Below are 26,308 nucleotides of genomic sequence, written 5' to 3'. Positions count from 1 at the left end.
TAATCCTTTATATTCAGTGGCTTGAAAGTCTCTTTGGTTTGTTCACTGTCCTTCTGAGATGGTTCACTGTGGTTTTATGTTCGCTCACTGTCCTTCTTGAATGGTTCACTGTCCTTTGCCAGTGTTCACTGTTGATCTCCATCGTTCACTGTCCTTAAGGCATCGTTCACTGTGCTTCGGCGATTGTTCGCTGTCCTTAGTGCATGGTTCACTGTCCTTTTGGCCCAGAGCGGTGGCAGACTTATCCACAGGCCCTCTCTGCTGCCCTGTTTTGCGCCCTGGTGACGTCCTGCCATTGGGCCTGAGCGCTTTTCCGGCGACCAGCGGCTCGGACAATCGTTGTGTTGAGGGTTCCAAAGAAAGCCGTGTGTTCATTTTTCTTACATTCGACCCCTGTTTGATATTTTTCCCCAATTTTTTCCCTTAGAATGTCAATTAATATTTTTTGATACGGGGAAAACATCAACATGCCTATCAGCCAGGAAAATTTCAATAAGCTGGGCCGCTACCTCGACAATGGCCATAACCTGATCAAGGACATCAAGGCGATTGCCGAAGACCAGATGCCGCCGCGGCGTTACAGGGGCGAAGAGCTGGTCGAGCTGGTTGGCGCCAAGGTCAACACCATTTATATGGCGGAAAAGGAAGGCCGGCTCCCCTCCCCTGACCTGGATCCGAAAACCCATCGCCGATTGGGTGCCACCCTGGACCAGGTGCTGGTGATGCAGGAGTACTTTGGTACCCGCCCCTGGCGCCAGCCCAACGAAGACGCCGTGGTGATGTCCTTCACCAACTTCAAGGGCGGCTGCTGGAAAACTACTACGTCCTGGTATGCGGGTTCCTATTACGCCAACCTGGGCTACCGGGTATTGTTTGTGGACCTGGATCCCCAGGCCTCACTGACCTACAACTGCGGGATTCTGCCGGACTTCGATACGTCCCACGAAAAATCCCTGGGGCCCTATATCCTGGAAGAGGAAGGTTATCCGGCCAGCTGGGCCAAGGATGTCATCCGCGACACGCACCTGCCCAACCTCAAAATCATCCCTTCTACCCTGCAGCTGGCCGGTGTCGAATATGCTCTTTCCAACGCCATCATGGAGGCGCGTTCGGAGAGTGACCGCCTCAGCAAAATGATGCACTGGTTCCACCGGGTCAAAGACATCGTCAATGAGGTCAAAACCGATTTCGACATCGTGATCATGGACGGGACGCCGTCACTGGGTCTGCTGCCGCTCAATATCATCTTTGCCTCGGATGCGGTGGTGGTGCCGGTGCCGACCGAGATCACTGATTTTGCGTCCACCCTGTCTTTCGGCGATTTGTACAAGGACCAGTCCGAGACGCTGTACGAGACCTTTGGTGATGAAGTGGTGCTGCCGGATATGCTGTTTTTACCCACCCGGTTCTCAGCGTCTGAGAAGACGGCGACATTGGGCAGCGAGTTTGTACTGGATCAGATCCGCAGGACCTTTAGCACGGACTGCATGCACTCCGTGATCAAGAAGCATGAGGCAGTGGTGAGCAATCTGTCCTTGATGCGACGCACCGTCTTTGACGTCAACGCTGGCGATGCCAATGTGAATCGCGAGGCGCGCAAACGGGCGATGGCCAACTTCAAAACAGTGTTTGATGAAATCCTGGAACGGGCAGTGTATCCGCGCTGGCCGAGCAAGAAAGCGGTGCTGGAAGAGAAGGGGATCTACTGATGGCTGAGAAGAAAAAGTTTGGTATCCATGCGCTGTCTGCCCGCTTGGGCGATACGGCGGCTGAAAAGGCACCGTCCACCGCGGAGGCCGCCACGGAAAAGCGCGTGGCATCGCCCATCAATTCACCGGCGATTACCGCACGCGGGAAACGTCAGCAGCGGATGTATCTGGAGTTGCCGGTCTCCAAAAACACGGTGGAGTGCGATCTGATTGAGGTCAATCCTCGGCACTGTGTCGCGTCTCCGCTGAATAAGCGGGTGCAGTCCCTTTTGTCGCCGGAGGATGTGGCGGTGCAACAGCTACTGGCGGCGATTCGGGATGAAGGTCAGCGTGACCCGGTGCTGGTGCGTGAGCTGCAAAAGCCCCAGGGCGATAAGCGCTATGAGGTGATTTACGGCACTCGCAGGCGCTACGTCGCGCAATTGCTGGCCGAGGCAGGGGAGGGCAGTGGACTGCTCAAGGCCTGGTACAGCGACCAGATCACCGATGCTGACGCCAAGCGCCTAGCGGACAGTGAGAATGATGACCGGCAGGACATTTCTTCCTGGGAGCGAGCGGTCTACTTTGCCCAGCTGCGCGCTGGCAAGCCTGACATGACGCTGGAAGTCCTCGCCGGGATCGAAGGGGTCGACAGGACCCTGGCGGGTAAATACCTCAAGTTGGCGGAGTTGCCAGAAGAGATCGTCAAGCAGGTGGCCTCACCCACCAGGATCAGTCTGCGCGCCGGTCTGGATATCCAGAAAGCCCTGTCCGCGCTAGGGCCTTCAGCACGCAAGCAGCTGCTGAAGGAGTTTGCAGGGCAAACGCGATTTGAGGATGGCGCCGCTTTGCTAAAAGCATTGCGAACCGCCGCGACAAAACCCAAGCCGGCGGTGGCAGCGAAGCGCCGGGAATTGGTTGATGGTCATGGGCGCAAGCGGGCGGTGATCGGCGCCCATCGCACCAACAAAGGTCAGTACAAGGTCGACCTGTTTGAACTCTCGGACGAGCAGATAACCGAGGTTGAGGAGGCCATTCGCAGCGCTCTGAAGCTGTGAGTGTGCACGGTTCCCATTTTTATCTAACTTATTGATATATAAGTATAAAGTACTTTTCAAAAGTGCATTTTTGCAGCGTCCCCAGTGGCCGCTGAATCGCTTAGGTTCCAGTAGATCGCCGCGCGGGTTCGCTCACCCTGGCGCGGTGGTTCGCGATTATCCTCTGCCTCTGCTCCCGCGGTGAGGGGTTATTCCAGTTCGGGATCCTGGTTGGCGCCGAGTTCCAGGAGGAGGGCATTGGCTTCCCGGGTGTTGTCTACCGAGAGGCTGAGTTGGCCGCGCAGCAGAGTGTCGGTCTGGATCCGGTGATCCAGTTTATCCAGTAAGCCCTTGAGTTCCGAGAGACTGTGGAAGGCGAGTTCCACAGTGCCTTTGTGCTGTTTGGTATCCAGGACGATGGTCGTGGGGGTGCCGTAGTGTTCCGCCAGTTCGCGCTCCATCAGGCCCACATCGCCCAGGCGTTGGGCGGCCTTGCCGCGGGGCTGGGCCACCAGTTGCGGGGGCTCGTAGCCGGGGTGGACCAGGCGGTAGAGGGCCCGGGAGGACATCATGCCTTTGGCAGCCTGGGTGGCGAGGCGTTCCTGCCGGCTGGGGGAGGGTTCGCCGAGCAGAAACTTGGCAAATTGCGGTTTGATCTGGCCGCTTTGCAGCAGGGCCCGGGTGCCAGGTGCGAGGCCCTTGAGCAAGCGCAGCCGGTTGGAGAGGGTGGGGCGGGCAATACACAGGGCATTGGCCAGGGTCTGGATTTTCCAGGGCTTGTCGGGGCGGCCGAAGTGTTCCATGGCCGTGAGAGCTGCAGCGGCGTAGAGCAGAGGGCTCGTGACCAGGCCCGAGGCAGCGTGGTCCCTGGCCGCGTATTCAATGGCGTAGAAGGCGGCCTCGGCGGCATTGCAGTCGATCAGTCCGATGGGGACGGAGGGGGCCCGGGGGTAGGCGTCCCGGTGCAGGAAGGCCTGCAGGCGTTCCCAGCCCAGCAGGATCTCAATGAATTTTCCCTCCGGTGTGGTGATCTGGCGACCGATGACGGTGCCGGGGGGGCCGCCGAGCTCCAGGGCATGGTCAATCAGGGCATGTTGCTGGGCTTCCGGGACGTCGGCCTGGATGGCATAGGGGGCCCGCTGGATCTGGTCCCGAGGCACATTCTGCATAGCCGGGGCCAGCAGCCTGGTTAGCCGTGATCGTCGGTCGTCGTTGGCACTGCGGGTGGGTTGAGGCATTTGATATCCAATTGCGTTCCTCGAGGAACGCTATGTAGTATAGCGGGTGTTTTAGCCAGGGGAAACGCCCCGGGTGGATAGGGCAGAGGGTGAGTATTTGTCGCGACTTCCGCCGAAAGAGTGGTGTTCTTTCGGTGTTCTCCCTATTGGGGTTATGCCTTAGAGGTGAACGTTGCGCCCTGGGCGGGTGACGAGCGGTCGCTGTCCTGCCTGCCATTGTGTCCAGTGGCGAGGAGGGCTGTTGGTGCAGCTCAATGTGTTGGGTAGGCACGAAAAGGACGTGCATGAGCCACCATCCCGATGATGTTTTCCGTGCCCCGGGGGCTGGGCGTCAGTGGGCCTGGGCTCTATCTGCGGGGTTCTTCCTGAGCGACGTGTTGTTGTTACTGGGCATGTGGTGACAACCAAGCTCTGACGGGGGGGGGAGGGCGCCCGGGCGGGCTGGCTCCGGATTCCGCGGCCGCTGCATCCCGTAGGGATAGGCCCTGCGCATCCCTGGCGAGAGGAGGGCGATAGCGTGGATTTGGCTTGCATTGCACGCGGCGCCTGCGTGTTTTTTTATCCCTCTGGGTGAATGTCTAGCCTGGCATCCGTTGTGGCTTGCGCCAGGCATCCCCCACCTTTCACGCGTTCGCGTCCTGTTGGTTCTCCGTGTGGGTTAGGTGTGCTGTCACTGTTCTTGTACTGATTACTCGCTGCTCCTTTGCCGCTCTCTCGCTGCAAGGCGGGTGGTTCCCCCTGCCTGGCCCCGCCAAAGCCGGCTGCGGGGCTCGTACCTCGCCGGGTGGGGGCGTCTCGCCCCCAGAGGGATGGGGGTTGGGGCGACCCAAAACCAAATCCATGTGCGAGGAAAATTTTATGTCTATTCAGATGATCGGTCTGGACCGGCTGTTAGCCAGTCGGAGAAATGTGCGGGTGGCGATGGCCAGTCGTGTGACCCATGAATCCCTGATGGCGAGCATTGCCGCCGAGGGTGTACTACAGAACCTTGTGGTGGTACCGGAAGGCGAGGGGTTTGCGGTGATCGCGGGCGGACGCCGATTAAAAGCCCTGCAGGGGCTGGCCCAGGCTGGACGGATTGCCGGGAATTATCCGGTGCCCTGTGCGGTGCGCGGGGTAAAGGATTCAGTGACCGCAATTTCGCTGGCGGAAAATTTTCAGCGCGACGGCATGCATCCAGCGGACCAGATGCAAGCTTTTGCAGAGCTGGCGCGACAGGGGCTGACGGAGGCCGAGATCGCGGTGCGCTTCGGTTTGAGCGAGGCCCGTGTCCGCAAGCTGCTCAGGCTGGGCCGGGTGGCTAAGGCCATTATGGCCGATTACCGCAAGGGCCAGTTCACTTTGGAGGAAGTGCAGGCCTTCGCGCTGGTGGACGATACCAAGCGGCAGCTGGCCTGTTACCGGGAGCTCGGGGAGCACTGTTCGGCCCATGCGATCCGGCGCTGGTTGGTCGGTAAGGCCATCGAGGCGGGGCAGGGGATTGGTGCGTTTGTCGGGGTTGCCGCCTATGAAAAGGCCGGTGGGGCGGTGGAGTGCGACCTGTTCGAGGACAAGGTCTATCTCTCGGATACCGAACTGGTGGAGAGGCTGGCGCTGGAGAAATTGGGGCGCAAGGCCCGCACGATTGAGAAAGCCAGGGAATGGTCCTGGGTGGCGCACGGCCTCGACCGGGAGGAATTGACCAACGGCCTGGTACGCCTTCCCTCGGAGTTGATTGATGTCCCGCCGGACAAAGCCGCCGAATGTGATCGTCTGGCGCAGCGAGTGGCCGACCTTGAGGCCCTGGATGCGGATGCGCCCTTGCCGGAAGAGTTCGAGAACGAGGAAGCGCTGTTCGATGCGATCAATGCGGCCAACGAGGCCCTGTGGCAGCTTGAAGACGAGATCGAGAAGGCCTGCAGCGGTTACACCGCCGCGCAGCGACTGTACGCGGGTGTGGTGGTGACCCTCAACTGGCGGGGCGAGCTGGACGTCATCGAGGGGCTGGCGCGGCAGCAGGACATGCCCAAGGCAGCGAACGAAAGCGGCCCCGATGCTGCTGGGCCGGAAGTAGGGGAGGGCGGTGAGGTGGATGCATCTCAAGAGAAGCCGCTGTCACAGGCGCTGGTGAGCGATCTTGCGGCTCATCGGCGTCAGATCACCAAACTGGCCCTCCTGAAGAACCCCAAACTGGCGAGTGATCTACTGCATTTTGGCCTGTGTGTGCAGGTGCTCACAGCCCGGGCCTGGGAAGGCCGGGTTTACTGCAATGCCAGTTACTGCGAGGTGTCCTGTGACTCCGAGCGGGGAGACACCGAGGAAAGTCCCGCAGCCGAAGGCCTGCACGCTGCGCGGGAGGCGCTCGATACCACCTGGCTGGCAGAAGAAGAACCGGCGCGCTTGGCGGCGTTCTGTGTGCTCCCGAAACGGGACAAGGACAAGCTGGTGACCTACTGCACGGCGATGCTGCTGGAGGTTGGTCCGCGTGGAGCATCGCCCGAGCGGGATGCGGTGGTGGACCAGCTGGCGCCGGATTTTCGGGGGTACTGGCAGCCGAGTGAAGAACACTACTTCAAGCGAATGACCATCGACCAGTTACTCGCCACCTTCGGCCCGGTGCTGGGTGAGTTCTGGGTCGAGAGCCAGCAGGGCAAACGCAAGGGCGAAGTGATCGAGTCGCTGAAACAGGCCTTTGGAGAAGACTATCCCGCGGATGATCCCCGGGCGACCTGGATACCACCGGTATTCTAGGCGCTGAGCAGCTCGCACCTTGGCCGCCTTCGGGCGGCTTTTTTCACTTTCTAAGTGCTAGCTGCGCAGCAATGGTTACAGCATTGAACCTGGCTGCATCCGATGAACATGACCAAGTCGCGAACATGGTCAGGTAATATGGCGGCCGGGGTCCATTGCCCCGTGCAAAACGCGCAACACCAAGATTCCGTCGGGCGTTGGACGATAGTAAACGGCATGGGAGACGTGTTCGTAACGGCGAAGGCCTTCGCGCACAGTACTGTAGTCACTCCCCATGCTCGGGTTCTCAGCAATAAAGTCGATGCGCGCATTCAGTGCGATGGCGTAGCGCTCGGCCTGTGCCTGGCCGAATTGCTCAATGCCATAGAGATAAATGTCGATCAGGTCGCGTTCGGCGTCCCTTGTGAGTTCAATCTGCGCCAAGCAACAAGCCCTTCTGCCGCGCTTCCTGGCGTGCCGCTTCCAGTACTTCGGGCAATGAACGTTCGCTGACGCCGCTCTGCTCCGCGCGGTCGAGAATGGTGCGCAGCTCTCTGATCGCGTTTTCCCGGCGCTCCTGGTCGCGCCGGACGAGATCGCGGAAGTATTCGCTCACATTGCCGTAGCGACCGGCACTGATCTGAGCTTCAACCCATTCATTCATCTGATCGGGCATCGAAATGGTCAATCTGGACATGGCAGAGCCTCCGCTGTTTAACAAATCATAATAGTTCATACTAATTGCAGCAAGTAGCCGCCATCTGGCCGTCAGTCGCGTGCCGCGGTAATGGTAGGCAATGTCAGTTGGCAACTCACGCTCGGCCCGGAAGCCTAGATATGACAAAACTTTCGCAACAAATATATTTAATTGCGATTGTAAATATCATATATGGGTACTAAAGTGCAACAAAGTGATAACGACAACCACTATGGAAGGGGGCGGTGTGAGCATACTGAAACGATTAAGAATCGAGGCGGAGAAAACCCAGGAGGAACTGGCGAGCATGGTCGGGGTCTCGACCAGCGTATATCAGCGGATTGAACAGGATCCCGAGTATGCATCGCCGCGTGTCCTGATGAAGCTCTGCAGAATCCTCGGTACCGACATGGATCGGGTTCTTGAGCCCGAAGTAGAGTGCAGACGGCCGGAGATTCACAACCCCTATCAGGCGCTCTTCGCTCGATTGGGCTTACTGGATTCCTATCTGGCGGATTATGAAACGGGCAATGAGGCGACTGCTAACCTCGTGGCGATGACACGCCTCTCCATGTCTCTGGCACGACAAAAGCCTAATCTTGGTGTAATGGGCCGTTCTGATGCTGGGAAAAGCCACTTCATCAATACTCTGCTCGGTAGCACCGCCCTCCCAGCTCAGCTGCAACCCACCACCAGCGCAGTGACAATCCTCCGCCACATCGCCGACAAACCTCAATGGCAAAACGAGGATGTCCTCATCTTCAAGGAGTTGGTGGCCATCGCTAAGTTGAACGATGAGGCCTTTTGTACGGACCCGAAGCGCTTTTATGCATCAGGCGGGATTGAGCTCCTTTCCTCAGAAATCGTCCACGACCACTTCGATAGCAGCGCGACAGAAGCCTATAGCTGCGTGGTCTATGTTGAGTCGGACATCTTGAATGCCTGTAACATCGTGGACTCTCCTGGATTCGCGAATACCGACGCTGAGCGGGAGGAACAGAGCGACACCGCGAAAGCATTGTCCATGCTGCAGATGCTCGATGTCCTGGTGTATATGTCCCCGATTACGGGTTGCATGGATCACACCGACATGGTGTCGCTGAGATCGGTTTTTAAAACCTTGAACATGCCTGAGGCGGCAAATGACAAGTTACCGCCCCTCGGAAATCTCTTCATTGTGACCAGCCAGGCGGCGCCGCATATCTCGGAGAAAGATCTGCAGGGCATGATCGAAAAGGCTGCTCGGCGTGTATTCAGCCACTTTGAAACACCGGATGGTTCAGGGGCCCTGGAAGAGCGCGGTTCCAAATCCGGGAAAGGCATCACCGAAACCACGTTGAAGGCGCGGTGGTACAGTTTCTGGAGTTCTACGCCTGAGCGCAGTGATCCACTGATTGGTGATCTGTGTCATTACCTGCAGTCAGGTATCGCGGATACGGTTAAGTCCTCGGCTGATGGGCTGGTGGATAGACTCAAGGAAGAAGGCAGCGAATCACTCCAGAGCTACCTCGGCGCGGCGGAAAACCAGATTATCAAGTACGAACAACTGCTCGAGGATAGCAGGCTTGCGCTTGAACCCGTGGCGATCGCCAAGCGCTTCGAGGAAATTGAGGAAACCCGAACAGAGCTTCTGGCGGTGGTTGCCGAAGCTCGCAACAACGCGCTCAAGGAATCCCAAGAGAATATGCAGAGCATATTGGAGCAGCCAAAACTGGAAGCGCTTATAAAGGACAAATACAAGGACAAGAAAGAAGCCCAGGAGTACGCCGCCAGCCTAGTAACGGATCGTATACAGACTGCCGTTGAGCAGGCCTTCAAACTACATGGGACGAAGGTGGAGGCTTCGATCTCGGAAAGGCTGGAGCAATGCTCAGCAGTCATGAACAAGGTCGAGCTCGACAAGGACTCGGTTAGCATACCATTCGATGCCAAAGGGTATTTTACCGGTGGAATGATCGGTGCCGGTATGGCGGCTGGATTGGGCATCTACGCGTCCACCATGGGCGCATTGGGGGGCTATGCAGTTGTCGCTCAGGCGGTGGGCATATTGTCATCCATGGGTGTAGGTTTCGCCTGGAGTGGGGGTACTGCGGGCATCATTTCCGGTGTCGCGACGATTGGTGGGCCCGTCGTCGTCACCGCCGCTCTGGCTGCTGGCGTGGTATTGCTGGGGAAACGGTTATTCGGTGATTCCTGGCAGCGACGACTTTCGAAGCAGTTGCTCAAGGTTTTCGAGGAGCAGCAGGTGACGGAAAAGCTCCTGGGCAGTGTCGACACTGCGTTCGATAATCTCGATTCGTCGGTCAGAGACGGTTGCCAGGGCCTGAAGGATGGCTACCACGCCTATATCGCGGAGTTGCAGAAACTCGTCGAAAACCCGGTGCAGTCACGGGCGGATCTCGCTGCCAGTGTCGATCAGTACCGGAGGGATCTGGCTTTTTTTCTCGGAGCTCCCTGGGCTCAGGCCTAGTGGAGCGAGAAAGAAAGTCATATTTGGGCTTGAAGCGCTCGTTGGAAACACCACTGCAGGGCCGAGATCAGAACGTTTTGCGATGTCCTGAGTGTCAGTCGGACAAGGTAGGCGAGAATCTGATAAGAGTGAACAAAGCCGGCTCGATAGGCCCGGGCACTGCAGCCATAGGAGGTTTAATGGCCGCGAATGTGCTCTCAGGTGCAGGAGCGACTATCGGCATGGTTGGTGGGCCACCGGGGATGGTCGCTGGCGCACTCATTGGTGGTGGTCTTGGGTATTTGCTTGGCAAAGGTACAAAGAAAGAGGCGATTCATTTGTCAGATAACGACGCTCAGTCAATGCCTAAGTACCAATGCACCAACTGCCAACACTGCTTTAACACCTACTAACCTTCTCGCCAGTAGTGTCACGCCAGCTTGCCTAAGCGCCCTGTAAACCAAGGGTCTTCTGTGCGTCTCTTGTGACATTTCTAATGCAAATCTTAGTAATTGGAATGTTGGTAGAAAAAAGGGAATCCAGCTGGATTCCCTGTAAAGGTGATGCCCTGGCGGGTGCTGTCAGATCAAGCCATTCTCAGCGAAAGAGTAGCTGCCTTTTTCTGACACGATGAGGTGATCTAGAACCCGTATATCCAGCAGCCCGAGCCCAGAACACAAGCGCTCGGTGATCCGGCGATCTGCGGCGCTGGGCTCGGTAACACCACTGGGGTGGTTGTGCCCGAAGATGACCGCAGCGGCATTGTGCTGCAGAGCCAGCTTCGCTACTTCCCTCGGGTAAACCGCTGCCCCATCCAGGGTGCCGTGAAAGAGATCTTCCACGGCGATGATCTGATGTTGATTGTTGAGGTAGATCACCGTAAACACCTCGCGTTCCTCAGCGCCGATCCGCAAGCGCAGAAATTCCCGGGTCTTATGGGGGCTACTGAGCGTTTCACCATAGCTCCGTCCAGCTTCCTCCAAAAAGCCGATCGCGGCCTCAATCACTGCCTCTTTCGAGGCATATTGCAAAGTCTCCATTTTGTCGCACCTTGAAAATACCTCCCGAGATGCGCCCAACGGGACGTATCCCGTTGGGAGGATGCCTTGCGGCGTTATTGTTAAAGCAAAGGCCACCAGCTCGCGCGGGTGACCTTTGCAGGCTCTGGACTAGGCGTCCGGGTTATCGTCTTTGGGTTTGGGAGGGAACGCTACCAGCTCACCGCTGATCGCAATTCCGGGCTGGATGAGCAAATTGAAGCCCTCACCCTTACTGTGGGGAAACAGCTTCCCCACCTGGGTGTAGTTCTTGCGCTGCTCACCGCCAGCCTCAAACTCCTCGACAACGTACACGTTCAAATGCTTTGCCATGGATCCATCTCCTGTCAGGTAAAAGATCCGCCAGAGCCTCGTCCCGTAGGGCGCGATGCCCCAACGGGAGATGCGGAAAACTCCGCGACTTAATGCTGCTGTGAGCAGCGACTAAGTGACATTAACCTTCAGGGAAGTGGGAAAAGCTGTCAATGGAAGGGTTCTTACAGAGGGTCAGGGCGCGTGTGATCAGCGAAGGCGCCGCCACTCCCAGGGCGGGATGGGGTTGCTGTCCTGCCACAGGCCACGGCGGGCCGCTTTCGCCTCGCGTTGTGCCTGCGCCAGTTGATGATCGTTGCGTGCGTAGCGTTCGTACCACCAGGCCCAGCCATCGCGCACCAGGGCGAGGTTGATGTTCTGGCCATTGCGATAGACGGTACCCACCGTTCTTCCATAGCGGTCAGTATCCTGGATAACAACGCCGATGCGCTGGCCGGCGACATGAGCTTCCAGTGCTTCCCTGGCAGCGTTGCCGTAGGGTTGGCCCCGTTCCGGGGTATCGATGCCATGCAGCCGGATCTTGTGCTGGGTGTTACTCGCATCGAGCAGGGTGAGCGTATCGCCATCGGCGATACGGACCACTTTGCCAGACAGGTCATACTGCGGTGCAGATTCGCTGGGCGTACTGATCGTCTGATCGACGATACCGGCTGCATTGGCTTGGAGGTCCGACAGGCTGTCACGGGTACTGGCCAGTGCGCTATCCAGTGAGGCCCGGGCCGATTGCACCAGGTCGCCACTGGGCAGATCAATGGTGGCGGTCTGGTGGCGAATAGTTTGATCGATCCAGCGCAGCGACTGGGTGACCCAGGTGACGTTGCCTTCGATCAGGTACTGCCCGACGCTGCCGAGCACAAACAGGGTCAGTAGGGTACGGGAGGACAAGAGCCGCCAGCGGCGAGTGCGTGAAAAGGGGAGGATACGGGCCATGGGCCGCAAGTTTAGCACCGTCGGGCCGATTGTCGGCCGGATGTTCCCGCGATTCTTGAACGTTGTGGGTCTTGGGAGAAAAGCTGCCCCGGAAGTCCGGGGCAGGTGAGGCTTCAGTCGATGGCGCGCAGGATGTCCTGGCATTCAGCGTGTTCCAGCGCCCAGTCACGCAGGGCATAGAACAACTTGTTGAAATGCTCAGGCTCCGGTACGGACCACGCCAGATGGTTGATGGCCACCAGACTGACCACGATACCTGCGGCGTCGGTGGACAGCCTACCCTCGAAGCAGTTGCCCTGACAGACCACCTGGATGTGACTGTCCGACAGGGCAGGGGAGAGGTAGCAGCCGCCGTTGGACAGCTCCCACATATCCCACATGCCGCCGTGATAGTCGGGGCACAGTCGGTCCATGGTCTGGAAGATCATCGCTTCCAGTTGCAGGAAGTACTGACCTGCATACTTGGGGAAAAACCCGGGACGCTGATCATCACGGACAATGCTGCGAATGATCGGCGGATCCTCGTGTATCTCCCCAAACCGGGTAGGCCTCGTCGTATAAAAAACAACCTTCTGCTGTACAGACATGGATCAATCTCCTTGACGTTGAATGATCCGCTGAAGCCTTCTCCCGTGGGGCGAGGCCCCAACGGGTAATGCGGATGAACCGCAACTCAATGCTGCCGAGGGCAGCGATCAAGTAGCTTCAAGATCGAGTACTGGTGGTTTGCTGTCAATGGAAGGTTTGTAACCGAGGCCGTGCGTTATCGACAGATATACGCTACCCGGTAATGGCGTGGGCTGGACATCGCGTACACTCAGCACCCTGGCTCTTCCAATCGTAGACTATCAACATGCAGATCATCGGCATCGATTGTTCCACCAATCCCAAGGGCATGGGCTTTGCCCTTGGGCGCATAGCCGATGGGTGCTGCCAGGTTGAAACAGCGGTGGCTGGTACCTGTCATGCTGAGCATGTGAAGCGGGTGTGTCAATGGCTAGCATCAGGCACGCCGACCTTGCTTTGCGTCGATGCACCCTTGGGATGGCCAGCGCCGCTCGCGCCATCCCTCTGCGCACATGTAGCGGGCCGCCCCGTCCCAGAGGTGGCCGATCAGCTATTTCGTCGGGAGACAGACCGCGACGTCAAGCGCCGACTGAACAAGCAGCCACTCGATGTCGGGGCGGACCGTATCGCCCGGACCGCTCATGCTGCCTTGGTATTTCTCGAAGCGCTGCGCAAAGCCACCGGTGCGCCGTTGCCGATGGCCTGGTCTCCCGACGGTGTGAAAGGCCACAGTGTCATCGAAGTCTACCCAGCGGCTACGCTGGTGGCGCGTGGCTTCAAAGCCTCGGGCTACAAAAAGCCCGAACACATTCCGGAGCGTCAGGAAATTCTCACTGCGCTGGGCAACGTAATGGAACTGCCAGAGGATCCGGAACCCCTACTGAACAGCGCTGACGCGCTCGATGCTGCGGTGTGTGTTCTCGCGGGATTTGATTTCCTGTGCGGGGCCTGTCCCGCTCCGGCAGATCCAGAGCGCGCCCGGAAAGAAGGGTGGATCTGGGTGTGCTCTCCATCCACCTGATCACTGTACTGCTGGTCCGTGTCAGGTGGTAAAAAACGCGAACCAGTGCGGGGGCAGCTCGTCGGTATAGCTGAACTGCCCATCCCGGTACTCACCGACAAAGGCCATTGGGTGATCCGCCTGTGAATTGTCATAGAAACGGCAACGATCACAGAGGGGCAGCGCGGCCTTTACATTGGCCATGGTCCGGGGAATCCGGCTGGTCACTTTCTCCTCGGGTACATTGTGCCCCCCTTCGCCGACACGTTGGGCAACCCTGGCCAGGTTCAAGCCACTGCTTTCGAGGTGGATGTACACCAGAATGATCTGGTAGCCCCGGGCCTTGGCTGTACCCAGGAAATCGATCTTCGAGGTGTGGGAGAACACGGTCTCAAAGCAGAAGTTCCGGCCTTCCTGGACGAGTTGCTCACGCAGCTGTGTAGCAGCGGCCGCCGCTTCATAGCTGTTGCTTTCGGGGTCGTCCGGGAAGGCGGCCTTGGCGAGCACATCCGCATTCACGAAGGGAATGCCTTGCGGCGCCAGGAACTCGCGATAGAACGTGCTCTTGCCGGCGCCATTGCCGCCTGCCAGCACCCACAATTGAGGCATGCTAGTGCGCAGCCGCTGCAGGGTTGACTGGCTGGAACTGTCCGTTGCGGAAGGTCCCCACGGTGACCGCGCCATCGGGTGCGATCCGTTCCAGCAAGCCCGGATTGGCCCCGCTGGCCTGGTAACGGACCGCACTGGCAGTGACCCGCTCAGCCAGCTCTCCTGAGGCACGTGCGCGCTCAACCTCGCCAAAGACGGCGTCGGGATCGATGGGCTCTGCCTCCAGGTTCTCGATTTGCAGTCTGGCTATGCCGGCCTGAAGGGAGGTGATCTGCTCCGGGGTGGCTATACGCGCCAGTACCTGCCCCAGTGAGGCCCAGTACTCGATCTGTCCAGCGACGCTGCGGTGAGCCAGTTTACGGGCCTGCTCAGCGGCCTCCACAAGGGTGCTTTCCAGGCGAAGCGGGGTACTGGATTTAGCCATAGTCTATTGCTCCTTGGTCACTCGAAACTCAAGCCATGTAGCGAATGGCTACGCTTCCATTGTAGCAAATAGCTACAATCTTGCAATCGCGTAGGTCGACGGCTGCCTATCGGCGATGCCATGGGCGGGATGGCGAAGTGAGTGGCCTATACTGTCGATGGAATAAGCTGTCAGGTAATGGTTTTGGGGGGAGGTCAGATGTGTGCGGTCTAGCGCCATGCGACGTGGGACCGGCCGATTGGGCGGCACGGTGGTATAGCTGATGTGTGGTCGCTTGAACCAGAACCCTGAGCACGTTCACTCCTGGCGGGAGTACCGCGGCTTTCTGGAGCTGGAGATCCCCCGCATCAATGTGGCGCCCACGGAGTCACTGGCGCTGATCCGGGAAGGGCGGATCGATCTGGCCCGCTGGTGGCTGACGCCGAGTTGGTCGGATGGCCCGAGCCAAAAATACAGTATGTTCAATGCTCGCAGTGAAAAGCTCACCCAGTCGCCCGCGTTCCGGGGGCCTTTCAAGTCACAGCGGGGCCTTGTACCGATGGGCAGCTTCATCGAGTGGCGGACTTCGGATGGCAAGAAGCGGCCCTGGTCGATTCACAGGGAAGGCGAAACTCTTTACGCAGCCGCCCTGTGGGATGAATGGCAGGGGGAATCTGAGACGCTGCTGTCTTGTACCATCGTCACCACTGCGGCGGCGAAACCCTTTGAGCCGTGGCATCACCGGATGCCGGTGCTACTGGAGGGCGAAGAGGTCGAGCGCTGGCTGGACAGCAGCGCCACTATTGCTGCAAATGACCCTATGTTTGCTCCTCGCCTCAAGTTTGCCTGGAAAGTTAACCCATTGCCGACTGCGGTGGGCAATGCCCGCAACAAATCAGCCGAGCTCATGGAGCCTGTCGGCGACGCTGTCGAACTGGATGCAGAAGCGGATCCAGCGGCGTAATCGATACACGACACTGACGCTGATCTCTCAGGCCATTGCCACGGTGCTCTTCGGTAGCGCCATGTCCCGGACATGATCCCTCTGGGGTGAGATAGAGCCTGGCGCCCGTTTTGGTTTAGTCCAGGCATCCCCCACCCTTCGTTCGCTCGTCCCTCGCGCCCTGCAAGGCGGGCGGTTCCCCCTGCCTGGACACACCAAAGCCGGTCGACGGTGCGCGTGTCGCGCATGGGGTGGGGTCTTCGCCCCCAGAGGGATGGGAGTTGGAAAAACCCCACGGCGAGGAGCGAGACATGGGCATTCAGATCAGAACCACCTTTGAAATCATTACCCCAGACAGTGCGGAACACGGTGAGGCGGCGGAGCGCGGCTGGGTCGATGAGGAAGGCACAGAATATGGATTCCGCGAGCTGGTGGAGCTCGCCAGGTCTGGCGCGGTCTCCAGCTCTGATCCTGCCCCGTCAGCCTGGCTGACGGTGTACAAGTACGACGAGGATTACAGCACTGGCGCGGTGGAGAACCGCAGCTACCACCCGGTGAGTGCGCGGGATGCGCGGTACTTCGCCAAGGCGATGCAGGCGGCGGGCTTGTGGCGATAGGGGATACGGCGGCAATGCTTGGACTAGCGGGGGCATTTGAACAGAAACTTACGGTTTCGCCCTCGCGGACCCACCTCAAACCGTAGGTTTTCGCACGAAAACCCCTTCGTTGAGAAAGTGGCTAAATTAAGCGCGTATACTGGGCGTGGCCTCCAGGCTATAATTTCCGTACTTAAATACGGTCTTGTTAATGCCACTATGTATACTATTAGCCAGCTCGCCAAGTCCGCAGGCGTGAATGTCGAAACCATCCGCTACTACGAACGGCAAAATCTTATCGAACAACCGAACAAGCCGCCCCAGGGCTACCGGCAATATCCCGAAGATACTCTGACCAAAGTGTTGTTTATCAAGCGTGCCCAGCACCTGGGGTTTACGCTTGCCGAAATCCATGCATTGATTGAATTGAGTACTGGGTCTTGTCACGAGGTTCAACACCTGGCAGAACATAAGCTTGATATTGTTCAAGCCAAAATCAAAGATCTGAAACGCTTGGAGAATAGTCTGAAACAGTTGGTTACTTCGTGCCAGTCCAATCCCGATACCGCTTCTTGCCCAGTCATCGACGCGCTGGTTCCGGTAGGTCGCCGTCTTTCTTGACTCCGTAGTATAGTACGGAGTTTATACTGCCTCTCAGAGGTATTTCGACATGAAAAAAAATACACCTGCCTGGTTATTGGGTGGTGGCATGGTCGCTGCCATTGGCGCGAGTGTTTGTTGTGCTGGCCCCTTTGTTTTGCTGCTACTGGGAGTTAGTGGTTCCTGGATCAGTACACTAACAGCCTTTGAGTCATTTCGTCCGTATTTCATTGCTATTGTGGTTGCGCTTTATTGTTGGGCTGGTTGGCAGGTTCATCGACCTATTGAACGTTGCCCTGAAGGTAGCGTGTGCGCTATCCCCAAAAATCGACAGCGTTATCAGCTCTTCTTCTGGATTTTTACTGTTGTAGCACTGTTGCTGATTTTGAGTCCCTATTGGCTGGTCTGGCTCGCATAGGAGAAAATGGTATGAAACAGGTTTTAATTTTTGCCCTACTTATGAGTGGTTTGTTAAGCGTTGCGTGGGCAGATACCCGTACCGTGAAGCTGTCGGTACCGAGCATGAATTGCGCGATGTGTCCCATCACCGTGCGTAAAGCCTTGGAGAAGGTCGATGGCGTCAAGCAGGCTGATGTGGACTATAAAACCAAATCAGCTGTAGTCGTCTATGATGATCAAAAAGCCAGTGTGGATCTGCTTACCAAGGCGACACAAGATGCAGGGTACCCATCGACAGAAGTCATGCAGGAGTAGTTATGACGCAAGACGTTATTCTGGAGTCCGAACTTACCTGCCCGGATTGTGGGCTCAAGAAACGGGAAACCATGCCGACGGATGCCTGTCAGTGGTTCTATGAGTGTGAGCAGTGCCATACAGTGCTGAAGCCCAAGGCGGGCGATTGCTGTGTCTATTGCTCCTATGGTTCGGTTCCCTGCCCACCCATACAGCTCTCGCCACAAAGCAAGGGCAGAGGCTGCTGTTCGTAACTCGTCATTTTCGAGGGTTCTTCCACTGGCTTCCTTTGGCGGCGTCGATGTATTTATAGAGCGTGGGCTTTGAGATCCCCATCATTTCGCAGATCTGATCCACGGTGTGTTTCTTTTCATCGTAAAGCTTCACGGCCAAGGCCTGCTTATCTTTGTTGAGCGACTTAGGTCTACCGCCTTTTCGTCCACGCGCTCGCGCTGCCTGGAGTCCGGCCTGGGTGCGCTCACGGATCAGGTTCCGTTCAAATTCAGCCAGCGCTCCGAATATATGGAAAATTAGCTTGCCGGAGCTGGATGAGGTGTCGATGGCTTCTTGGAGGCTCTTCAAGCCGATTCCCTTGGATTCAAGCAATGTCACCATCTCAATCAGGTCTTTGAGTGACCGGCTCAGGCGGTCCAGCCGCCAGACCACTATGGTGTCACCCGCTCTCGCGTACTGCAAAGCCTGGTGTAGCCCTGGGCGTTCCGCTTTGGCACCGCTAAGCTGATCCTCGAAGATTTGCTCACACCCAGCCTGGTCGAGGGCGTCTCGTTGCAGGTTGAGGTTTTGATCGTCAGTCGATACTCGTGCATAACCAACCAGCATGTGCTTTTCACTCTCCAGGCAAACTTTACAGATTTGGGGGTTCTTCCACCGGGCCAAAAAAGTTGGCGGTTATCACAGCTACCCGGTCATCGCTCGCAAAAAGTTAATTTACTCGTAATTGCAGCCTGTATATTAACATTGAATTATTAACCGAGTATATTAACTTCAGATATACTGCAAATCCGTTGTCTTTTGTCGTTTTCAGAAGACGGCTGCACTGAACGTCAGAAGCCGACTGCACTATAGCAGCGGAGGGGTTGGATCCATCAGGCAACGACGGGCTGCTGCCGGCCATCAGCGGACGCAGGGAGGACTTTCCGCAACCGGCCGTTCGATGCGGCACCGATGGCCTTCGCGCAGGGGTAGTGAATCCGCCAGGATTGACTTGCGCTGCCCTACCTCTCACTAGTGAGGGGCGGCAGCGCATCAAGCGGTGAGCGCACTCCGGCACCGCCAACTTTCAGCACATGCGTGTAAATCATCGTCGTAGAGACGTCGGAATGGCCGAGCAGATCCTGCACGGTTCGAATGTCGTAACCGCTGCGGAGCAAGGCCGTCGCGAACGAGTGGCGGAGGGTGTGCGGTGTGGCGGGCTTCGTGATGCCTGCTTGTTCTACGGCACGTTTGAAGGCGCGCTGAAAGGTCTGGTCATACATGTGATGGCGACGCACGACACCGCTCCGTGGATCGGTCGAATGCGTGTGCTGCGCAAAAACCCAGAACCACGGCCAGGAATGCCCGGCGCGCGGATACTTCCGCTCAAGGGCGTCGGGAAGCGCAACGCCGCTGCGGCCCTCGGCCTGGTCCTTCAGCCACCATGCCCGTGCACGCGACAGCTGCTCGCGCAGGCTGGGTGCCAAGCTCTCGGGTAACATCAAGGCCCGATCCTTGGAGCCCTTGCCCTCCCGCACGATGATCGTGCCGTGATCGAAATCCAGATCCTTGACCCGCAGTTGCAAACCCTCACTGATCCGCATGCCCGTTCCATACAGAAGCTGGGCGAACAAACGATGCTCGCCTTCCAGAAAACCGAGGATGCGAACCACTTCATCCGGGGTCAGCACCACCGGCAAGCGCCGCGACGGCCGAGGTCTTCCGATCTCCTGAAGCCAGGGCAGATCCGTGCACAGCACCTTGCCGTAGAAGAACAGCAAGGCCGCCAATGCCTGACGATGCGTGGAGACCGAAACCTTGCGCTCGTTCGCCAGCCAGGACAGAAATGCCTCGACTTCGCTGCTGCCCAAGGTTGCCGGGTGACGCACACCGTGGAAACGGATGAAGGCACGAACCCAGTGGACATAAGCCTGTTCGGTTCGTAAGCTGTAATGCAAGTAGCGTATGCGCTCACGCAACTGGTCCAGAACCTTGACCGAACGCAGCGGTGGTAACGGCGCAGTGGCGGTTTTCATGGCTTGTTATGACTGTTTTTTTGTACAGTCTATGCCTCGGGCATCCAAGCAGCAAGCGCGTTACGCCGTGGGTCGATGTTTGATGTTATGGAGCAGCAACGATGTTACGCAGCAGGGCAGTCGCCCTAAAACAAAGTTAGTACCACTGAAACCCTCCTTTATTTCGCCCATGTTTATTCAAACGGCATTCAGTTTCTCAAACGCTGTGCAGCGCTGGGTTTGCCGTTTCTCTGGGCTTCGCCTGGTGGCGTTACGCTGGTTTGTGGTCTTTTTGGCCTCTGGCCCTTGTGTAGCAAGCGCGAGCAGCTATTTTTTTCGTAGTGCTGTGCCGCCTCGGTGGCACCGTGCCTTTTCGCAGTTAGCGCCCGTCGCCAAGTTACGGTTATCCGTTTTGGCTTCTGGCTCTAACATTTCGGTCAAGCCGACCCGCATTCTGCGGTCGGCTTACCTCGCCCGTTAGATGCACTAAGCACATAATTGCTCACAGCCAAACTATCAGGTCAAGTCTGCTTTTATTATTTTTAAGCGTGCATAATAAGCCCTACACAAATTGGGAGATATATCATGAAAGGCTGGCTTTTTCTTGTTATCGCAATAGTTGGCGAAGTAATCGCAACATCCGCATTAAAATCTAGCGAGGGCTTTACTAAGCTTGCCCCTTCCGCCGTTGTCATAATCGGTTATGGCATCGCATTTTATTTTCTTTCTCTGGTTCTGAAATCCATCCCTGTCGGTGTTGCTTATGCAGTCTGGTCGGGACTCGGCGTCGTCATAATTACAGCCATTGCCTGGTTGCTTCATGGGCAAAAGCTTGATGCGTGGGGCTTTGTAGGTATGGGGCTCATAATTGCTGCCTTTTTGCTCGCCCGATCCCCATCGTGGAAGTCGCTGCGGAGGCCGACGCCATGGTGACGGTGTTCGGCATTCTGAATCTCACCGAGGACTCCTTCTTCGATGAGAGCCGGCGGCTAGACCCCGCCGGCGCTGTCACCGCGGCGATCGAAATGCTGCGAGTCGGATCAGACGTCGTGGATGTCGGACCGGCCGCCAGCCATCCGGACGCGAGGCCTGTATCGCCGGCCGATGAGATCAGACGTATTGCGCCGCTCTTAGACGCCCTGTCCGATCAGATGCACCGTGTTTCAATCGACAGCTTCCAACCGGAAACCCAGCGCTATGCGCTCAAGCGCGGCGTGGGCTACCTGAACGATATCCAAGGATTTCCTGACCCTGCGCTCTATCCCGATATTGCTGAGGCGGACTGCAGGCTGGTGGTTATGCACTCAGCGCAGCGGGATGGCATCGCCACCCGCACCGGTCACCTTCGACCCGAAGACGCGCTCGACGAGATTGTGCGGTTCTTCGAGGCGCGGGTTTCCGCCTTGCGACGGAGCGGGGTCGCTGCCGACCGGCTCATCCTCGATCCGGGGATGGGATTTTTCTTGAGCCCCGCACCGGAAACATCGCTGCACGTGCTGTCGAACCTTCAAAAGCTGAAGTCGGCGTTGGGGCTTCCGCTATTGGTCTCGGTGTCGCGGAAATCCTTCTTGGGCGCCACCGTTGGCCTTCCTGTAAAGGATCTGGGTCCAGCGAGCCTTGCGGCGGAACTTCACGCGATCGGCAATGGCGCTGACTACGTCCGCACCCACGCGCCTGGAGATCTGCGAAGCGCAATCACCTTCTCGGAAACCCTCGCGAAATTTCGCAGTCGCGACGCCAGAGACCGAGGGTTAGATCATGCCTAGCATTCACCTTCCGGCCGCCCGCTAGCGGACCCTGGTCAGGTTCCGCGAAGGTGGGCGCAGACATGCTGGGCTCGTCAGGATCAAACTGCACTATGAGGCGGCGGTTCATACCGCGCCAGGGGAGCGAATGGACAGCGAGGAGCCTCCGAACGTTCGGGTCGCCTGCTCGGGTGATATCGACGAGGTTGTGCGGCTGATGCACGACGCTGCGGCGTGGATGTCCGCCAAGGGAACGCCCGCCTGGGACGTCGCGCGGATCGACCGGACATTCGCGGAGACCTTCGTCCTGAGATCCGAGCTCCTAGTCGCGAGTTGCAGCGACGGCATCGTCGGCTGTTGCACCTTGTCGGCCGAGGATCCCGAGTTCTGGCCCGACGCCCTCAAGGGGGAGGCCGCATATCTGCACAAGCTCGCGGTGCGACGGACACATGCGGGCCGGGGTGTCAGCTCCGCGCTGATCGAGGCTTGCCGCCATGCCGCGCGAACGCAGGGGTGCGCCAAGCTGCGGCTCGACTGCCACCCGAACCTGCGTGGCCTATACGAGCGGCTCGGATTCACCCACGTCGACACTTTCAATCCCGGCTGGGATCCAACCTTCATCGCAGAACGCCTAGAACTCGAAATCTAACGTCCGTTCGGGCATCGAGGTCCATGTCGGGGTGGGACGGGCCCGTGGCTTCAAGATCACTTGCAGTCCGACCGCGATGTCTTGGTTGCGCGAGAGGTTGTCGACAGGCCATGCTGAGTGTGCGATGGTTGATCGCTTCCTCGCCGCTCTCCACGGCGACGATGGCCGCCGCCATCAGCAAGTGCGCCAGTTCCCCTATGGTGCCCTCGCTGCGTGTGAGCAGGTAGCGAGCCATGTCCAGCGTGGCAATTGGGGAAGGCCGGCGCAGCGGGAGCGAAGCGGCGAAGCTGGCCAGCAGTGAGCAGCAATCGTCGTTGGCCTCCCATACCGGCAGCATCATCGGCTCGAAGCGATTTTCCAACTGGTCATCGGAGCGGATGGCTAGGTAGGCGTCGCGCGTGCCTACCCCAACCAACGGGATGCGCAGTTCGTTGCCGAGGAAGCGCAGCAGGTTGAGGAATTCCCGGCGGTTGACGCTGTTGCCGGCCAGCACGTTGTGCAGCTCGTCGATCACCAGCATGCGCACGCCGACCTTGCGCAGCAGTGCCAGAGCCAGTTGCTCCATTTCCGGCAACCGTGGGCGTGGGCGCAGCGGCGCGCCCATCGCGGCGAGCAGCGCGACGTAGAAGCGGATCACGGACGGCTCGGACGGCATCTGCACGACCAACACCGGGATGTGCTCCTGGTCGGCGTCGGAGCTGGCCGGGTGGGTGCGGCGGAACTTCTCGACGATCATCGACTTGCCATTGTTGGTCGGGCCAACCAGCAGCAGGTTGGGCATGCGTTGCTTGTTTGGCCACGCATAAAGGGCTTCCAGCCGGTTCAGCGCCTCGACTGCGCGCGGATAGCCGATCCAGCGGTCGGCGCGAAGGCGCTGGATGCGCTCGTCCGCCGGAAGACGGGCCAAGCCCTGGGCCGCCGGCAGCAGGTGGGACAGGTCGATGATGGGATATTCGTCCACGGCTACCACTCCTCAATCTGGTCGAACGGTTTGGCGGGTGGCAAGTTGTCTGCCTGCGGGTCGGCAATATCCGTATCCGGCGGAACGGGCTTGTCCGGCCGAGCTGATGTCTTGAGGTGCTGGCGGCGATCCGCGTCACGCCGCGCCTTGCGTGTGGCCTTCTGCGCGCTGGTCACAATCTCACGCATCTGGCCGATCATGCGGAACAGCGCCGACTCATCCACCTGTTCGCGCCCTTGCTGCCGCAGTTTCGCCAGCGCCTGCCGTTGTTCCCAGAGGGTGACAGCCGGATGCGACAAGGTACGGTAGGGAATTTCCAGGTAATGCTGTCCCTCCGGTTCCAGGACCCAGATACGGCTGATGTCGCGCGGATCGCGCCGGATCAGAAAGGACGGCCAGCGTTCACGCCGCGCAATCCACGGCTTGAGCGCATCGGCGTAGTAGTGGATGTGGTCGATGACAAAGCCGGTGCGGGTCAGCGTGCGCCGGAGGATCGGCAGAAAATCGACCAGGAACGAAGTAGCGCGTGTGACGACGGCCGGTACGCCGACACGCGCCACGGCCTCGGCCCAGCGCGCGGCCGGCGGTTGGAGCAGGCCGTTGTGCACCGAACCGTGGTAGGTGCCGACCGCCAATGTGAGCCAGCGCTCTAGCTCGCGCAGCGTCAGGGCGGCCTTGTTTTCGGAATCGTAGTCGCCGCGCTGGTCAGGGTTGGAGAAGGTCGTTCCCGGCAGTTCGTCGTGAATCATCTGCATCGCCGTGCCGATGATCCGTTCCACGATGCCGCCATAGTGCGGCTGTCCCAGCGGGCGATAGTCCAGCCGGATGCCATGCTGCTCGCAACCCCGGCGCAGGGCCTCGCTCTTGAACTCGGCCGCGTTGTCTAGGTAGAGCAGCAAGGGCTTGCCGCTCATCTGCCAATCCATTTCCACGTTCAGTCCTTCCAGCCAAGGGCGCTTGTCGCAGGCGACATGCACGAGGCACAGGCCAACCGAAACGGCAGACGGCGCTTCCAGCGTGACGACCATGCCGAGCACGCAGCGGGTGAACACGTCGATGGCGAGGGTCAGGTACGGGCGGCCAATAGGTTGCCGGTCGCGGTCATCGACCACGATCAGGTCGATGACCGTATGGTCTATCTGCACCTGCTCCAGCGGCGCGGTCACGGCAGGAGGCTCGCCGCCCACACCTTGTAGGTCACGAGCGGCATCCTGGCCTTCCCGCCGGCGGATGACCTTGCGCGGGTCAAGGCTAGCGATCCGTAAGGCCACGGTATTGCGCGCCGGCACTCGCAGTTTTTGAGCCTTGCACACCTGAGTGACTTCGCGGTGAAAGGCCGCTAGGCTGCGCTTCTGCTTGGTCAGGAACCGCTTTTGCAGTAGCTCGTGGATGACGCGCTCGACCGGTTCCGGCAAGCGCCCCTTACCTTTACCTCCACCGGACTGGCCGGGCACCAGATCCGTCACGAGGCCGCTGCCTTGCCGGGCACGCCGGATCAGAACGTATACCTGGCGCCGAGACAAGCCCAGCGCCTGAGCCGCCATATCGGCCGCTTCGTGCCCGACCGTCTCCGACTGCGCCAACGGACTGATGATCTCCGCACGACGGCGCGCACGCTCCCAAGCCTCATCAGGCAGAGTGGCCACGCCTTGTTCTGGAATCCGTGGGGTGTCCGTCGCCATGCTCACCTCGCTTTGGTGCACACGAGTATTGAGCATAGTCGAGATTGGTGCAGATCACTTCTGATATTGAACTGTCAGGAGCTGGCTGCACAACAGCCATTACGCCCAATCAACTGGTGCAGTCGTCTTCTGAAAATGACATCTTTCAAGGCCTGTGCGAATCAGTTAATAAAACGAGGGTTTTCTTTACTCTACAATTATTAAAGTAAATATATATTTTATAGTTATTGTGGTATAGTGCCTGTAATTGGCATTGAGCACTTGCTGGAGGTACCGCGATGCAGGCCGTAAATGATGAAGCCATCCAGGTAGAGAATCTGAAAATCCGGGCAACCCTGGCTCGCGCCGTGCGCGATACTCTGGTTCAAAACCATCTGACCCAAATCGAAGCCGCCGAGCGTCTTGGCATTTCCCAGCCACGGGTAAGTGCGTTGCTTAAAGGCAAAGCCAGAGAGTTCCGCGTGGACGCCCTGGTCAACATGGCGCTCAAGTTGGGTTTGAACGTATCCCTGGAGGTCGATGCACTCCCTAAGCGGGATGTTCTGACGCCCGGTGGTGTTCTGGATCGCATGTGCGAATCAGCCATTCAACAAGACACAGTGGCCTTTATGGATGACGTGCAGCTTTTCTGGCGCAAGGAGTGGGATTTGGCCCTGGTGCCGGATCCCCACGAAAAAGATGCGCTGAAATATGCGCTCAAGGCCTGCTTCCTGGAGCGCATGGCCGAAGTCTGGTCGGAGCCGCCGAAGTCTCACCCTGCGCAAGCACCTGACTGGTGTCAGCGCGTACCGGCAGTACAAAAAGAATTTTCTGTCATCCCTGAAGAATATCGGGAATTTTACGAGGGAGACTTGGTGTCGCCCATTTTCAGCAAGCGCAATATTTTTGCGCCACGCGACTTCATGTTTTTTGTATAAGGACTTTTCATGTACCAGTATTCCAGCACCGGCAAACAAATCAGTATCCATACCTTGACCCAAGCACTTAAACGCTTGGGTGATTTGCTCCAGAAGGAAAACAAGCGGCTGGAACTCACCTGTTGCGGCGGCATTATCAGCTTGATGTATTTCCACTCCCGCGCCATGACTCAGGATGTCGATGCTATCTTTCCCGAGAATCCGGCCAACAAACAGTTGCTGATTAAACTGATCAAGCAGGTCGGTGAAGAAATGGGGTTGGCGGCTGATGAAAAATCGCTGTGGTTCAATGACAGCGTGAGCTTTTTCGGTCTGGAAACCACGTCCAATGTTATTATTTTTCAGCATCCCTTCCTGGTCTTAAAAGCCGCGAGCTGGGAAGAACTCCTGGCCCACAAAGTTCACGCCTCACGCCATGACAAAGACATTCAGGATGCGGTGCGCCTGTTGAAAGAAATCAAGGGTAAGGAGAAAGAGCAGATTTACGAGGCCGTAAAAAAGTACGCGCCTTTTACCCCGCACGTCCCGGAACCCTTGCTGAGAAAACGTTTTGAAGGGGTCTGGAATATCGCCTTCAAGAAATAGCCTGGGATTTCG

At 58.2% G+C, this 26,308-nt stretch carries 30 protein-coding genes; 17 read left to right on the top strand and 13 right to left on the bottom strand.

The window, feature by feature from the left end:
• Nucleotides 1-467 precede the first annotated feature (467 nt).
• Together EGJ68_RS17635 and EGJ68_RS17630 are read left to right on the top strand one after the other, a co-directional pair.
• Complete coding sequence (locus EGJ68_RS17635) at nt 468-1,709, top strand: AAA family ATPase (RefSeq protein WP_116369043.1); 1,242 nt, start codon at nt 468-470, stop codon at nt 1,707-1,709.
• Nucleotides 1,709-2,746 (top strand): ParB/RepB/Spo0J family partition protein, encoded by a 1,038-nt coding sequence (locus tag EGJ68_RS17630; protein WP_116369042.1) that lies wholly within the window; start codon nt 1,709-1,711, stop codon nt 2,744-2,746. Before EGJ68_RS17635 ends, EGJ68_RS17630 begins: the two co-directional genes overlap by 1 nt.
• 188 nt (nt 2,747-2,934) lie before the next feature.
• Here the strand turns inward: EGJ68_RS17630 and EGJ68_RS17625 are convergent, their stop codons facing one another.
• The gene (locus tag EGJ68_RS17625; RefSeq protein WP_157976781.1) at nt 2,935-3,963 is read right to left on the bottom strand and encodes a hypothetical protein; all 1,029 of its coding nucleotides are present in this window, start codon (nt 3,961-3,963) and stop codon (nt 2,935-2,937) included.
• 858 nt (nt 3,964-4,821) lie between these two features.
• Here EGJ68_RS17625 and EGJ68_RS17620 point away from each other — a divergent pair.
• Complete coding sequence (locus EGJ68_RS17620) at nt 4,822-6,693, top strand: ParB/RepB/Spo0J family partition protein (protein ID WP_157976780.1); 1,872 nt, start codon at nt 4,822-4,824, stop codon at nt 6,691-6,693.
• A 129-nt stretch (nt 6,694-6,822) separates the two neighbouring features.
• Here EGJ68_RS17620 and EGJ68_RS17615 read toward each other — a convergent pair whose 3' ends face one another.
• Both EGJ68_RS17615 and EGJ68_RS17610 read right to left on the bottom strand, forming a co-directional pair.
• Complete coding sequence (locus EGJ68_RS17615) at nt 6,823-7,116, bottom strand: type II toxin-antitoxin system RelE/ParE family toxin (protein WP_116369039.1); 294 nt, start codon at nt 7,114-7,116, stop codon at nt 6,823-6,825.
• On the bottom strand, nt 7,103-7,369 hold the full coding sequence (locus EGJ68_RS17610) for a type II toxin-antitoxin system ParD family antitoxin (RefSeq protein ID WP_116369077.1): 267 nt from the start codon (nt 7,367-7,369) through the stop codon (nt 7,103-7,105). Before EGJ68_RS17610 ends, EGJ68_RS17615 begins: the two co-directional genes overlap by 14 nt.
• A 247-nt stretch (nt 7,370-7,616) precedes the next feature.
• Here EGJ68_RS17610 and EGJ68_RS17605 point away from each other — a divergent pair, with 247 nt between their 5' ends.
• Entirely contained in the window at nt 7,617-9,839 is a 2,223-nt protein-coding gene (locus EGJ68_RS17605; RefSeq protein ID WP_158283731.1) for a helix-turn-helix domain-containing protein, read from the top strand.
• Nucleotides 9,840-10,399: 560 nt separating this feature from the next.
• Here the strand turns inward: EGJ68_RS17605 and EGJ68_RS17600 are convergent.
• The 4 genes from EGJ68_RS17600 to EGJ68_RS17585 all read right to left on the bottom strand — a co-directional run bounded on the left by EGJ68_RS17600 (nt 10,400) and on the right by EGJ68_RS17585 (nt 12,705).
• Nucleotides 10,400-10,858: a JAB domain-containing protein gene (locus tag EGJ68_RS17600; protein ID WP_116369037.1), complete on the bottom strand. Its 459-nt coding sequence runs from the start codon at nt 10,856-10,858 to the stop codon at nt 10,400-10,402.
• Nucleotides 10,859-10,987: 129 nt separating this feature from the next.
• Nucleotides 10,988-11,188: a hypothetical protein gene (locus EGJ68_RS17595; protein ID WP_116369036.1), complete on the bottom strand. Its 201-nt coding sequence runs from the start codon at nt 11,186-11,188 to the stop codon at nt 10,988-10,990.
• Nucleotides 11,189-11,377: 189 nt separating this feature from the next.
• Nucleotides 11,378-12,073 carry a thermonuclease family protein gene (locus EGJ68_RS17590; RefSeq protein ID WP_199228098.1) on the bottom strand — a complete coding sequence of 232 codons (696 nt, stop codon included), beginning with the start codon at nt 12,071-12,073 and terminating at the stop codon, nt 11,378-11,380.
• 158 nt (nt 12,074-12,231) lie between these two features.
• Complete coding sequence (locus EGJ68_RS17585; protein ID WP_116369034.1) at nt 12,232-12,705, bottom strand: antirestriction protein; 474 nt, start codon at nt 12,703-12,705, stop codon at nt 12,232-12,234.
• Between the two features lie 266 nt (nt 12,706-12,971).
• On the opposite strand from EGJ68_RS17585, the gene EGJ68_RS17580 reads away from it, so the two are divergent.
• On the top strand, nt 12,972-13,706 hold the full coding sequence (locus EGJ68_RS17580) for a DUF429 domain-containing protein (protein WP_116369033.1): 735 nt from the start codon (nt 12,972-12,974) through the stop codon (nt 13,704-13,706).
• Nucleotides 13,707-13,727: 21 nt separating this feature from the next.
• On the opposite strand, the gene EGJ68_RS17575 is transcribed toward EGJ68_RS17580, so the two are convergent.
• Entirely contained in the window at nt 13,728-14,294 is a 567-nt protein-coding gene (locus tag EGJ68_RS17575; RefSeq protein ID WP_116369032.1) for an AAA family ATPase, read from the bottom strand.
• 1 nt (nt 14,295) lies between these two features.
• Nucleotides 14,296-14,718, bottom strand: a complete 423-nt coding sequence (locus EGJ68_RS17570; RefSeq protein WP_116369031.1) for a TA system antitoxin ParD family protein — start codon at nt 14,716-14,718, stop codon at nt 14,296-14,298.
• Between the two features lie 274 nt (nt 14,719-14,992).
• Here EGJ68_RS17570 and EGJ68_RS17565 point away from each other — a divergent pair, with 274 nt between their 5' ends.
• From EGJ68_RS17565 to EGJ68_RS18435, 6 genes are all read left to right on the top strand, one after another.
• Nucleotides 14,993-15,661: an SOS response-associated peptidase gene (locus tag EGJ68_RS17565; RefSeq protein WP_233248877.1), complete on the top strand. Its 669-nt coding sequence runs from the start codon at nt 14,993-14,995 to the stop codon at nt 15,659-15,661.
• Nucleotides 15,662-15,951: 290 nt separating this feature from the next.
• Complete coding sequence (locus tag EGJ68_RS17560; RefSeq protein ID WP_116369029.1) at nt 15,952-16,257, top strand: hypothetical protein; 306 nt, start codon at nt 15,952-15,954, stop codon at nt 16,255-16,257.
• Nucleotides 16,258-16,455: 198 nt separating this feature from the next.
• The gene (gene merR, locus EGJ68_RS17555; RefSeq protein WP_103682759.1) at nt 16,456-16,857 is read left to right on the top strand and encodes an Hg(II)-responsive transcriptional regulator; all 402 of its coding nucleotides are present in this window, start codon (nt 16,456-16,458) and stop codon (nt 16,855-16,857) included.
• A 49-nt stretch (nt 16,858-16,906) separates the two neighbouring features.
• Nucleotides 16,907-17,254, top strand: a complete 348-nt coding sequence (locus EGJ68_RS17550; RefSeq protein ID WP_103682695.1) for a mercuric transporter MerT family protein — start codon at nt 16,907-16,909, stop codon at nt 17,252-17,254.
• A gap of 11 nt (nt 17,255-17,265) precedes the next feature.
• The gene (gene merP / locus EGJ68_RS17545) at nt 17,266-17,550 is read left to right on the top strand and encodes a mercury resistance system periplasmic binding protein MerP (protein ID WP_103682696.1); all 285 of its coding nucleotides are present in this window, start codon (nt 17,266-17,268) and stop codon (nt 17,548-17,550) included.
• A gap of 2 nt (nt 17,551-17,552) precedes the next feature.
• Entirely contained in the window at nt 17,553-17,783 is a 231-nt protein-coding gene (locus tag EGJ68_RS18435) for a GDCCVxC domain-containing (seleno)protein (RefSeq protein ID WP_103682697.1), read from the top strand.
• Nucleotides 17,784-17,787: 4 nt separating this feature from the next.
• Here EGJ68_RS18435 and EGJ68_RS17535 read toward each other — a convergent pair whose 3' ends face one another.
• Together EGJ68_RS17535 and intI1 are read right to left on the bottom strand one after the other, a co-directional pair.
• Complete coding sequence (locus tag EGJ68_RS17535) at nt 17,788-18,369, bottom strand: recombinase family protein (RefSeq protein WP_103682698.1); 582 nt, start codon at nt 18,367-18,369, stop codon at nt 17,788-17,790.
• 395 nt (nt 18,370-18,764) lie between these two features.
• Nucleotides 18,765-19,778, bottom strand: coding sequence for a class 1 integron integrase IntI1 (gene intI1 / locus EGJ68_RS17525; protein WP_000845048.1), 1,014 nt, complete (start codon nt 19,776-19,778; stop codon nt 18,765-18,767).
• Between intI1 and EGJ68_RS18440 the strand changes: the two genes are divergently transcribed.
• The 4 genes from EGJ68_RS18440 to EGJ68_RS17500 all read left to right on the top strand — a co-directional run bounded on the left by EGJ68_RS18440 (nt 19,708) and on the right by EGJ68_RS17500 (nt 22,151).
• Complete coding sequence (locus tag EGJ68_RS18440; protein WP_312257649.1) at nt 19,708-20,238, top strand: DUF1010 domain-containing protein; 531 nt, start codon at nt 19,708-19,710, stop codon at nt 20,236-20,238. The genes intI1 and EGJ68_RS18440 overlap by 71 nt on opposite strands.
• A 104-nt stretch (nt 20,239-20,342) precedes the next feature.
• Nucleotides 20,343-20,690, top strand: coding sequence for a quaternary ammonium compound efflux SMR transporter QacE delta 1 (locus EGJ68_RS17515; protein WP_000679427.1), 348 nt, complete (start codon nt 20,343-20,345; stop codon nt 20,688-20,690).
• Nucleotides 20,684-21,523 (top strand): sulfonamide-resistant dihydropteroate synthase Sul1, encoded by an 840-nt coding sequence (gene sul1 / locus EGJ68_RS17510; RefSeq protein ID WP_000259031.1) that lies wholly within the window; start codon nt 20,684-20,686, stop codon nt 21,521-21,523. Before EGJ68_RS17515 ends, sul1 begins: the two co-directional genes overlap by 7 nt.
• Before the next feature lie 127 nt (nt 21,524-21,650).
• Complete coding sequence (locus EGJ68_RS17500) at nt 21,651-22,151, top strand: GNAT family N-acetyltransferase (protein ID WP_000376623.1); 501 nt, start codon at nt 21,651-21,653, stop codon at nt 22,149-22,151.
• On the opposite strand, the gene EGJ68_RS17495 is transcribed toward EGJ68_RS17500, so the two are convergent.
• A complete protein-coding gene (locus EGJ68_RS17495; RefSeq protein ID WP_001381192.1) occupies nt 22,120-23,112 on the bottom strand; it encodes a TniB family NTP-binding protein in 993 nt (330 codons plus the stop codon). The genes EGJ68_RS17500 and EGJ68_RS17495 overlap by 32 nt on opposite strands.
• Before the next feature lie 2 nt (nt 23,113-23,114).
• Nucleotides 23,115-24,794 (bottom strand): Mu transposase C-terminal domain-containing protein, encoded by a 1,680-nt coding sequence (locus EGJ68_RS17490; RefSeq protein WP_000179844.1) that lies wholly within the window; start codon nt 24,792-24,794, stop codon nt 23,115-23,117.
• A 278-nt stretch (nt 24,795-25,072) separates the two neighbouring features.
• On the opposite strand from EGJ68_RS17490, the gene EGJ68_RS17480 reads away from it, so the two are divergent.
• Together EGJ68_RS17480 and EGJ68_RS17475 are read left to right on the top strand one after the other, a co-directional pair.
• Nucleotides 25,073-25,711, top strand: coding sequence for a helix-turn-helix domain-containing protein (locus EGJ68_RS17480; RefSeq protein ID WP_103682699.1), 639 nt, complete (start codon nt 25,073-25,075; stop codon nt 25,709-25,711).
• A 9-nt stretch (nt 25,712-25,720) separates the two neighbouring features.
• A complete protein-coding gene (locus EGJ68_RS17475; protein ID WP_103682700.1) occupies nt 25,721-26,296 on the top strand; it encodes a hypothetical protein in 576 nt (191 codons plus the stop codon).
• Nucleotides 26,297-26,308: the final 12 nt, after the last annotated feature.

The organism is Haliea alexandrii, assembly GCF_003719295.1.
Classification (GTDB): Bacteria; Pseudomonadota; Gammaproteobacteria; order Pseudomonadales; family Halieaceae; genus Haliea; species Haliea alexandrii.
Note: the sequence above shows the minus strand (reverse complement) of the source record. Positions and strands in the feature narration are given on the sequence as shown.

Excerpts from the sequence above, each read along its gene's own strand:
- EGJ68_RS17610 (WP_116369077.1), bottom strand. The coding sequence starts at position 7,369 with ATGTCCAGATTGACCATTTCGATGCCCGATCAGATGAATGAATGGGTT.
- intI1 (WP_000845048.1), bottom strand. The coding sequence starts at position 19,778 with ATGAAAACCGCCACTGCGCCGTTACCACCGCTGCGTTCGGTCAAGGTT.
- merP (WP_103682696.1), top strand. The coding sequence starts at position 17,266 with ATGAAACAGGTTTTAATTTTTGCCCTACTTATGAGTGGTTTGTTAAGC.
- EGJ68_RS17575 (WP_116369032.1), bottom strand. The coding sequence starts at position 14,294 with ATGCCTCAATTGTGGGTGCTGGCAGGCGGCAATGGCGCCGGCAAGAGC.
- sul1 (WP_000259031.1), top strand. The coding sequence starts at position 20,684 with ATGGTGACGGTGTTCGGCATTCTGAATCTCACCGAGGACTCCTTCTTC.
- EGJ68_RS18440 (WP_312257649.1), top strand. The coding sequence starts at position 19,708 with ATGCGCTCACGCAACTGGTCCAGAACCTTGACCGAACGCAGCGGTGGT.
- merR (WP_103682759.1), top strand. The coding sequence starts at position 16,456 with ATGTATACTATTAGCCAGCTCGCCAAGTCCGCAGGCGTGAATGTCGAA.
- EGJ68_RS17600 (WP_116369037.1), bottom strand. The coding sequence starts at position 10,858 with ATGGAGACTTTGCAATATGCCTCGAAAGAGGCAGTGATTGAGGCCGCG.
- EGJ68_RS17630 (WP_116369042.1), top strand. The coding sequence starts at position 1,709 with ATGGCTGAGAAGAAAAAGTTTGGTATCCATGCGCTGTCTGCCCGCTTG.
- EGJ68_RS17535 (WP_103682698.1), bottom strand. The coding sequence starts at position 18,369 with ATGCTGGTTGGTTATGCACGAGTATCGACTGACGATCAAAACCTCAAC.
- EGJ68_RS17595 (WP_116369036.1), bottom strand. The coding sequence starts at position 11,188 with ATGGCAAAGCATTTGAACGTGTACGTTGTCGAGGAGTTTGAGGCTGGC.
- EGJ68_RS17625 (WP_157976781.1), bottom strand. The coding sequence starts at position 3,963 with ATGCCTCAACCCACCCGCAGTGCCAACGACGACCGACGATCACGGCTA.
- EGJ68_RS17635 (WP_116369043.1), top strand. The coding sequence starts at position 468 with ATGCCTATCAGCCAGGAAAATTTCAATAAGCTGGGCCGCTACCTCGAC.
- EGJ68_RS17620 (WP_157976780.1), top strand. The coding sequence starts at position 4,822 with ATGTCTATTCAGATGATCGGTCTGGACCGGCTGTTAGCCAGTCGGAGA.
- EGJ68_RS17560 (WP_116369029.1), top strand. The coding sequence starts at position 15,952 with ATGGGCATTCAGATCAGAACCACCTTTGAAATCATTACCCCAGACAGT.
- EGJ68_RS17475 (WP_103682700.1), top strand. The coding sequence starts at position 25,721 with ATGTACCAGTATTCCAGCACCGGCAAACAAATCAGTATCCATACCTTG.
- EGJ68_RS17500 (WP_000376623.1), top strand. The coding sequence starts at position 21,651 with ATGGACAGCGAGGAGCCTCCGAACGTTCGGGTCGCCTGCTCGGGTGAT.
- EGJ68_RS17480 (WP_103682699.1), top strand. The coding sequence starts at position 25,073 with ATGCAGGCCGTAAATGATGAAGCCATCCAGGTAGAGAATCTGAAAATC.
- EGJ68_RS17515 (WP_000679427.1), top strand. The coding sequence starts at position 20,343 with ATGAAAGGCTGGCTTTTTCTTGTTATCGCAATAGTTGGCGAAGTAATC.
- EGJ68_RS17570 (WP_116369031.1), bottom strand. The coding sequence starts at position 14,718 with ATGGCTAAATCCAGTACCCCGCTTCGCCTGGAAAGCACCCTTGTGGAG.
- EGJ68_RS17550 (WP_103682695.1), top strand. The coding sequence starts at position 16,907 with ATGAAAAAAAATACACCTGCCTGGTTATTGGGTGGTGGCATGGTCGCT.
- EGJ68_RS17580 (WP_116369033.1), top strand. The coding sequence starts at position 12,972 with ATGCAGATCATCGGCATCGATTGTTCCACCAATCCCAAGGGCATGGGC.
- EGJ68_RS17585 (WP_116369034.1), bottom strand. The coding sequence starts at position 12,705 with ATGTCTGTACAGCAGAAGGTTGTTTTTTATACGACGAGGCCTACCCGG.
- EGJ68_RS18435 (WP_103682697.1), top strand. The coding sequence starts at position 17,553 with ATGACGCAAGACGTTATTCTGGAGTCCGAACTTACCTGCCCGGATTGT.
- EGJ68_RS17490 (WP_000179844.1), bottom strand. The coding sequence starts at position 24,794 with ATGGCGACGGACACCCCACGGATTCCAGAACAAGGCGTGGCCACTCTG.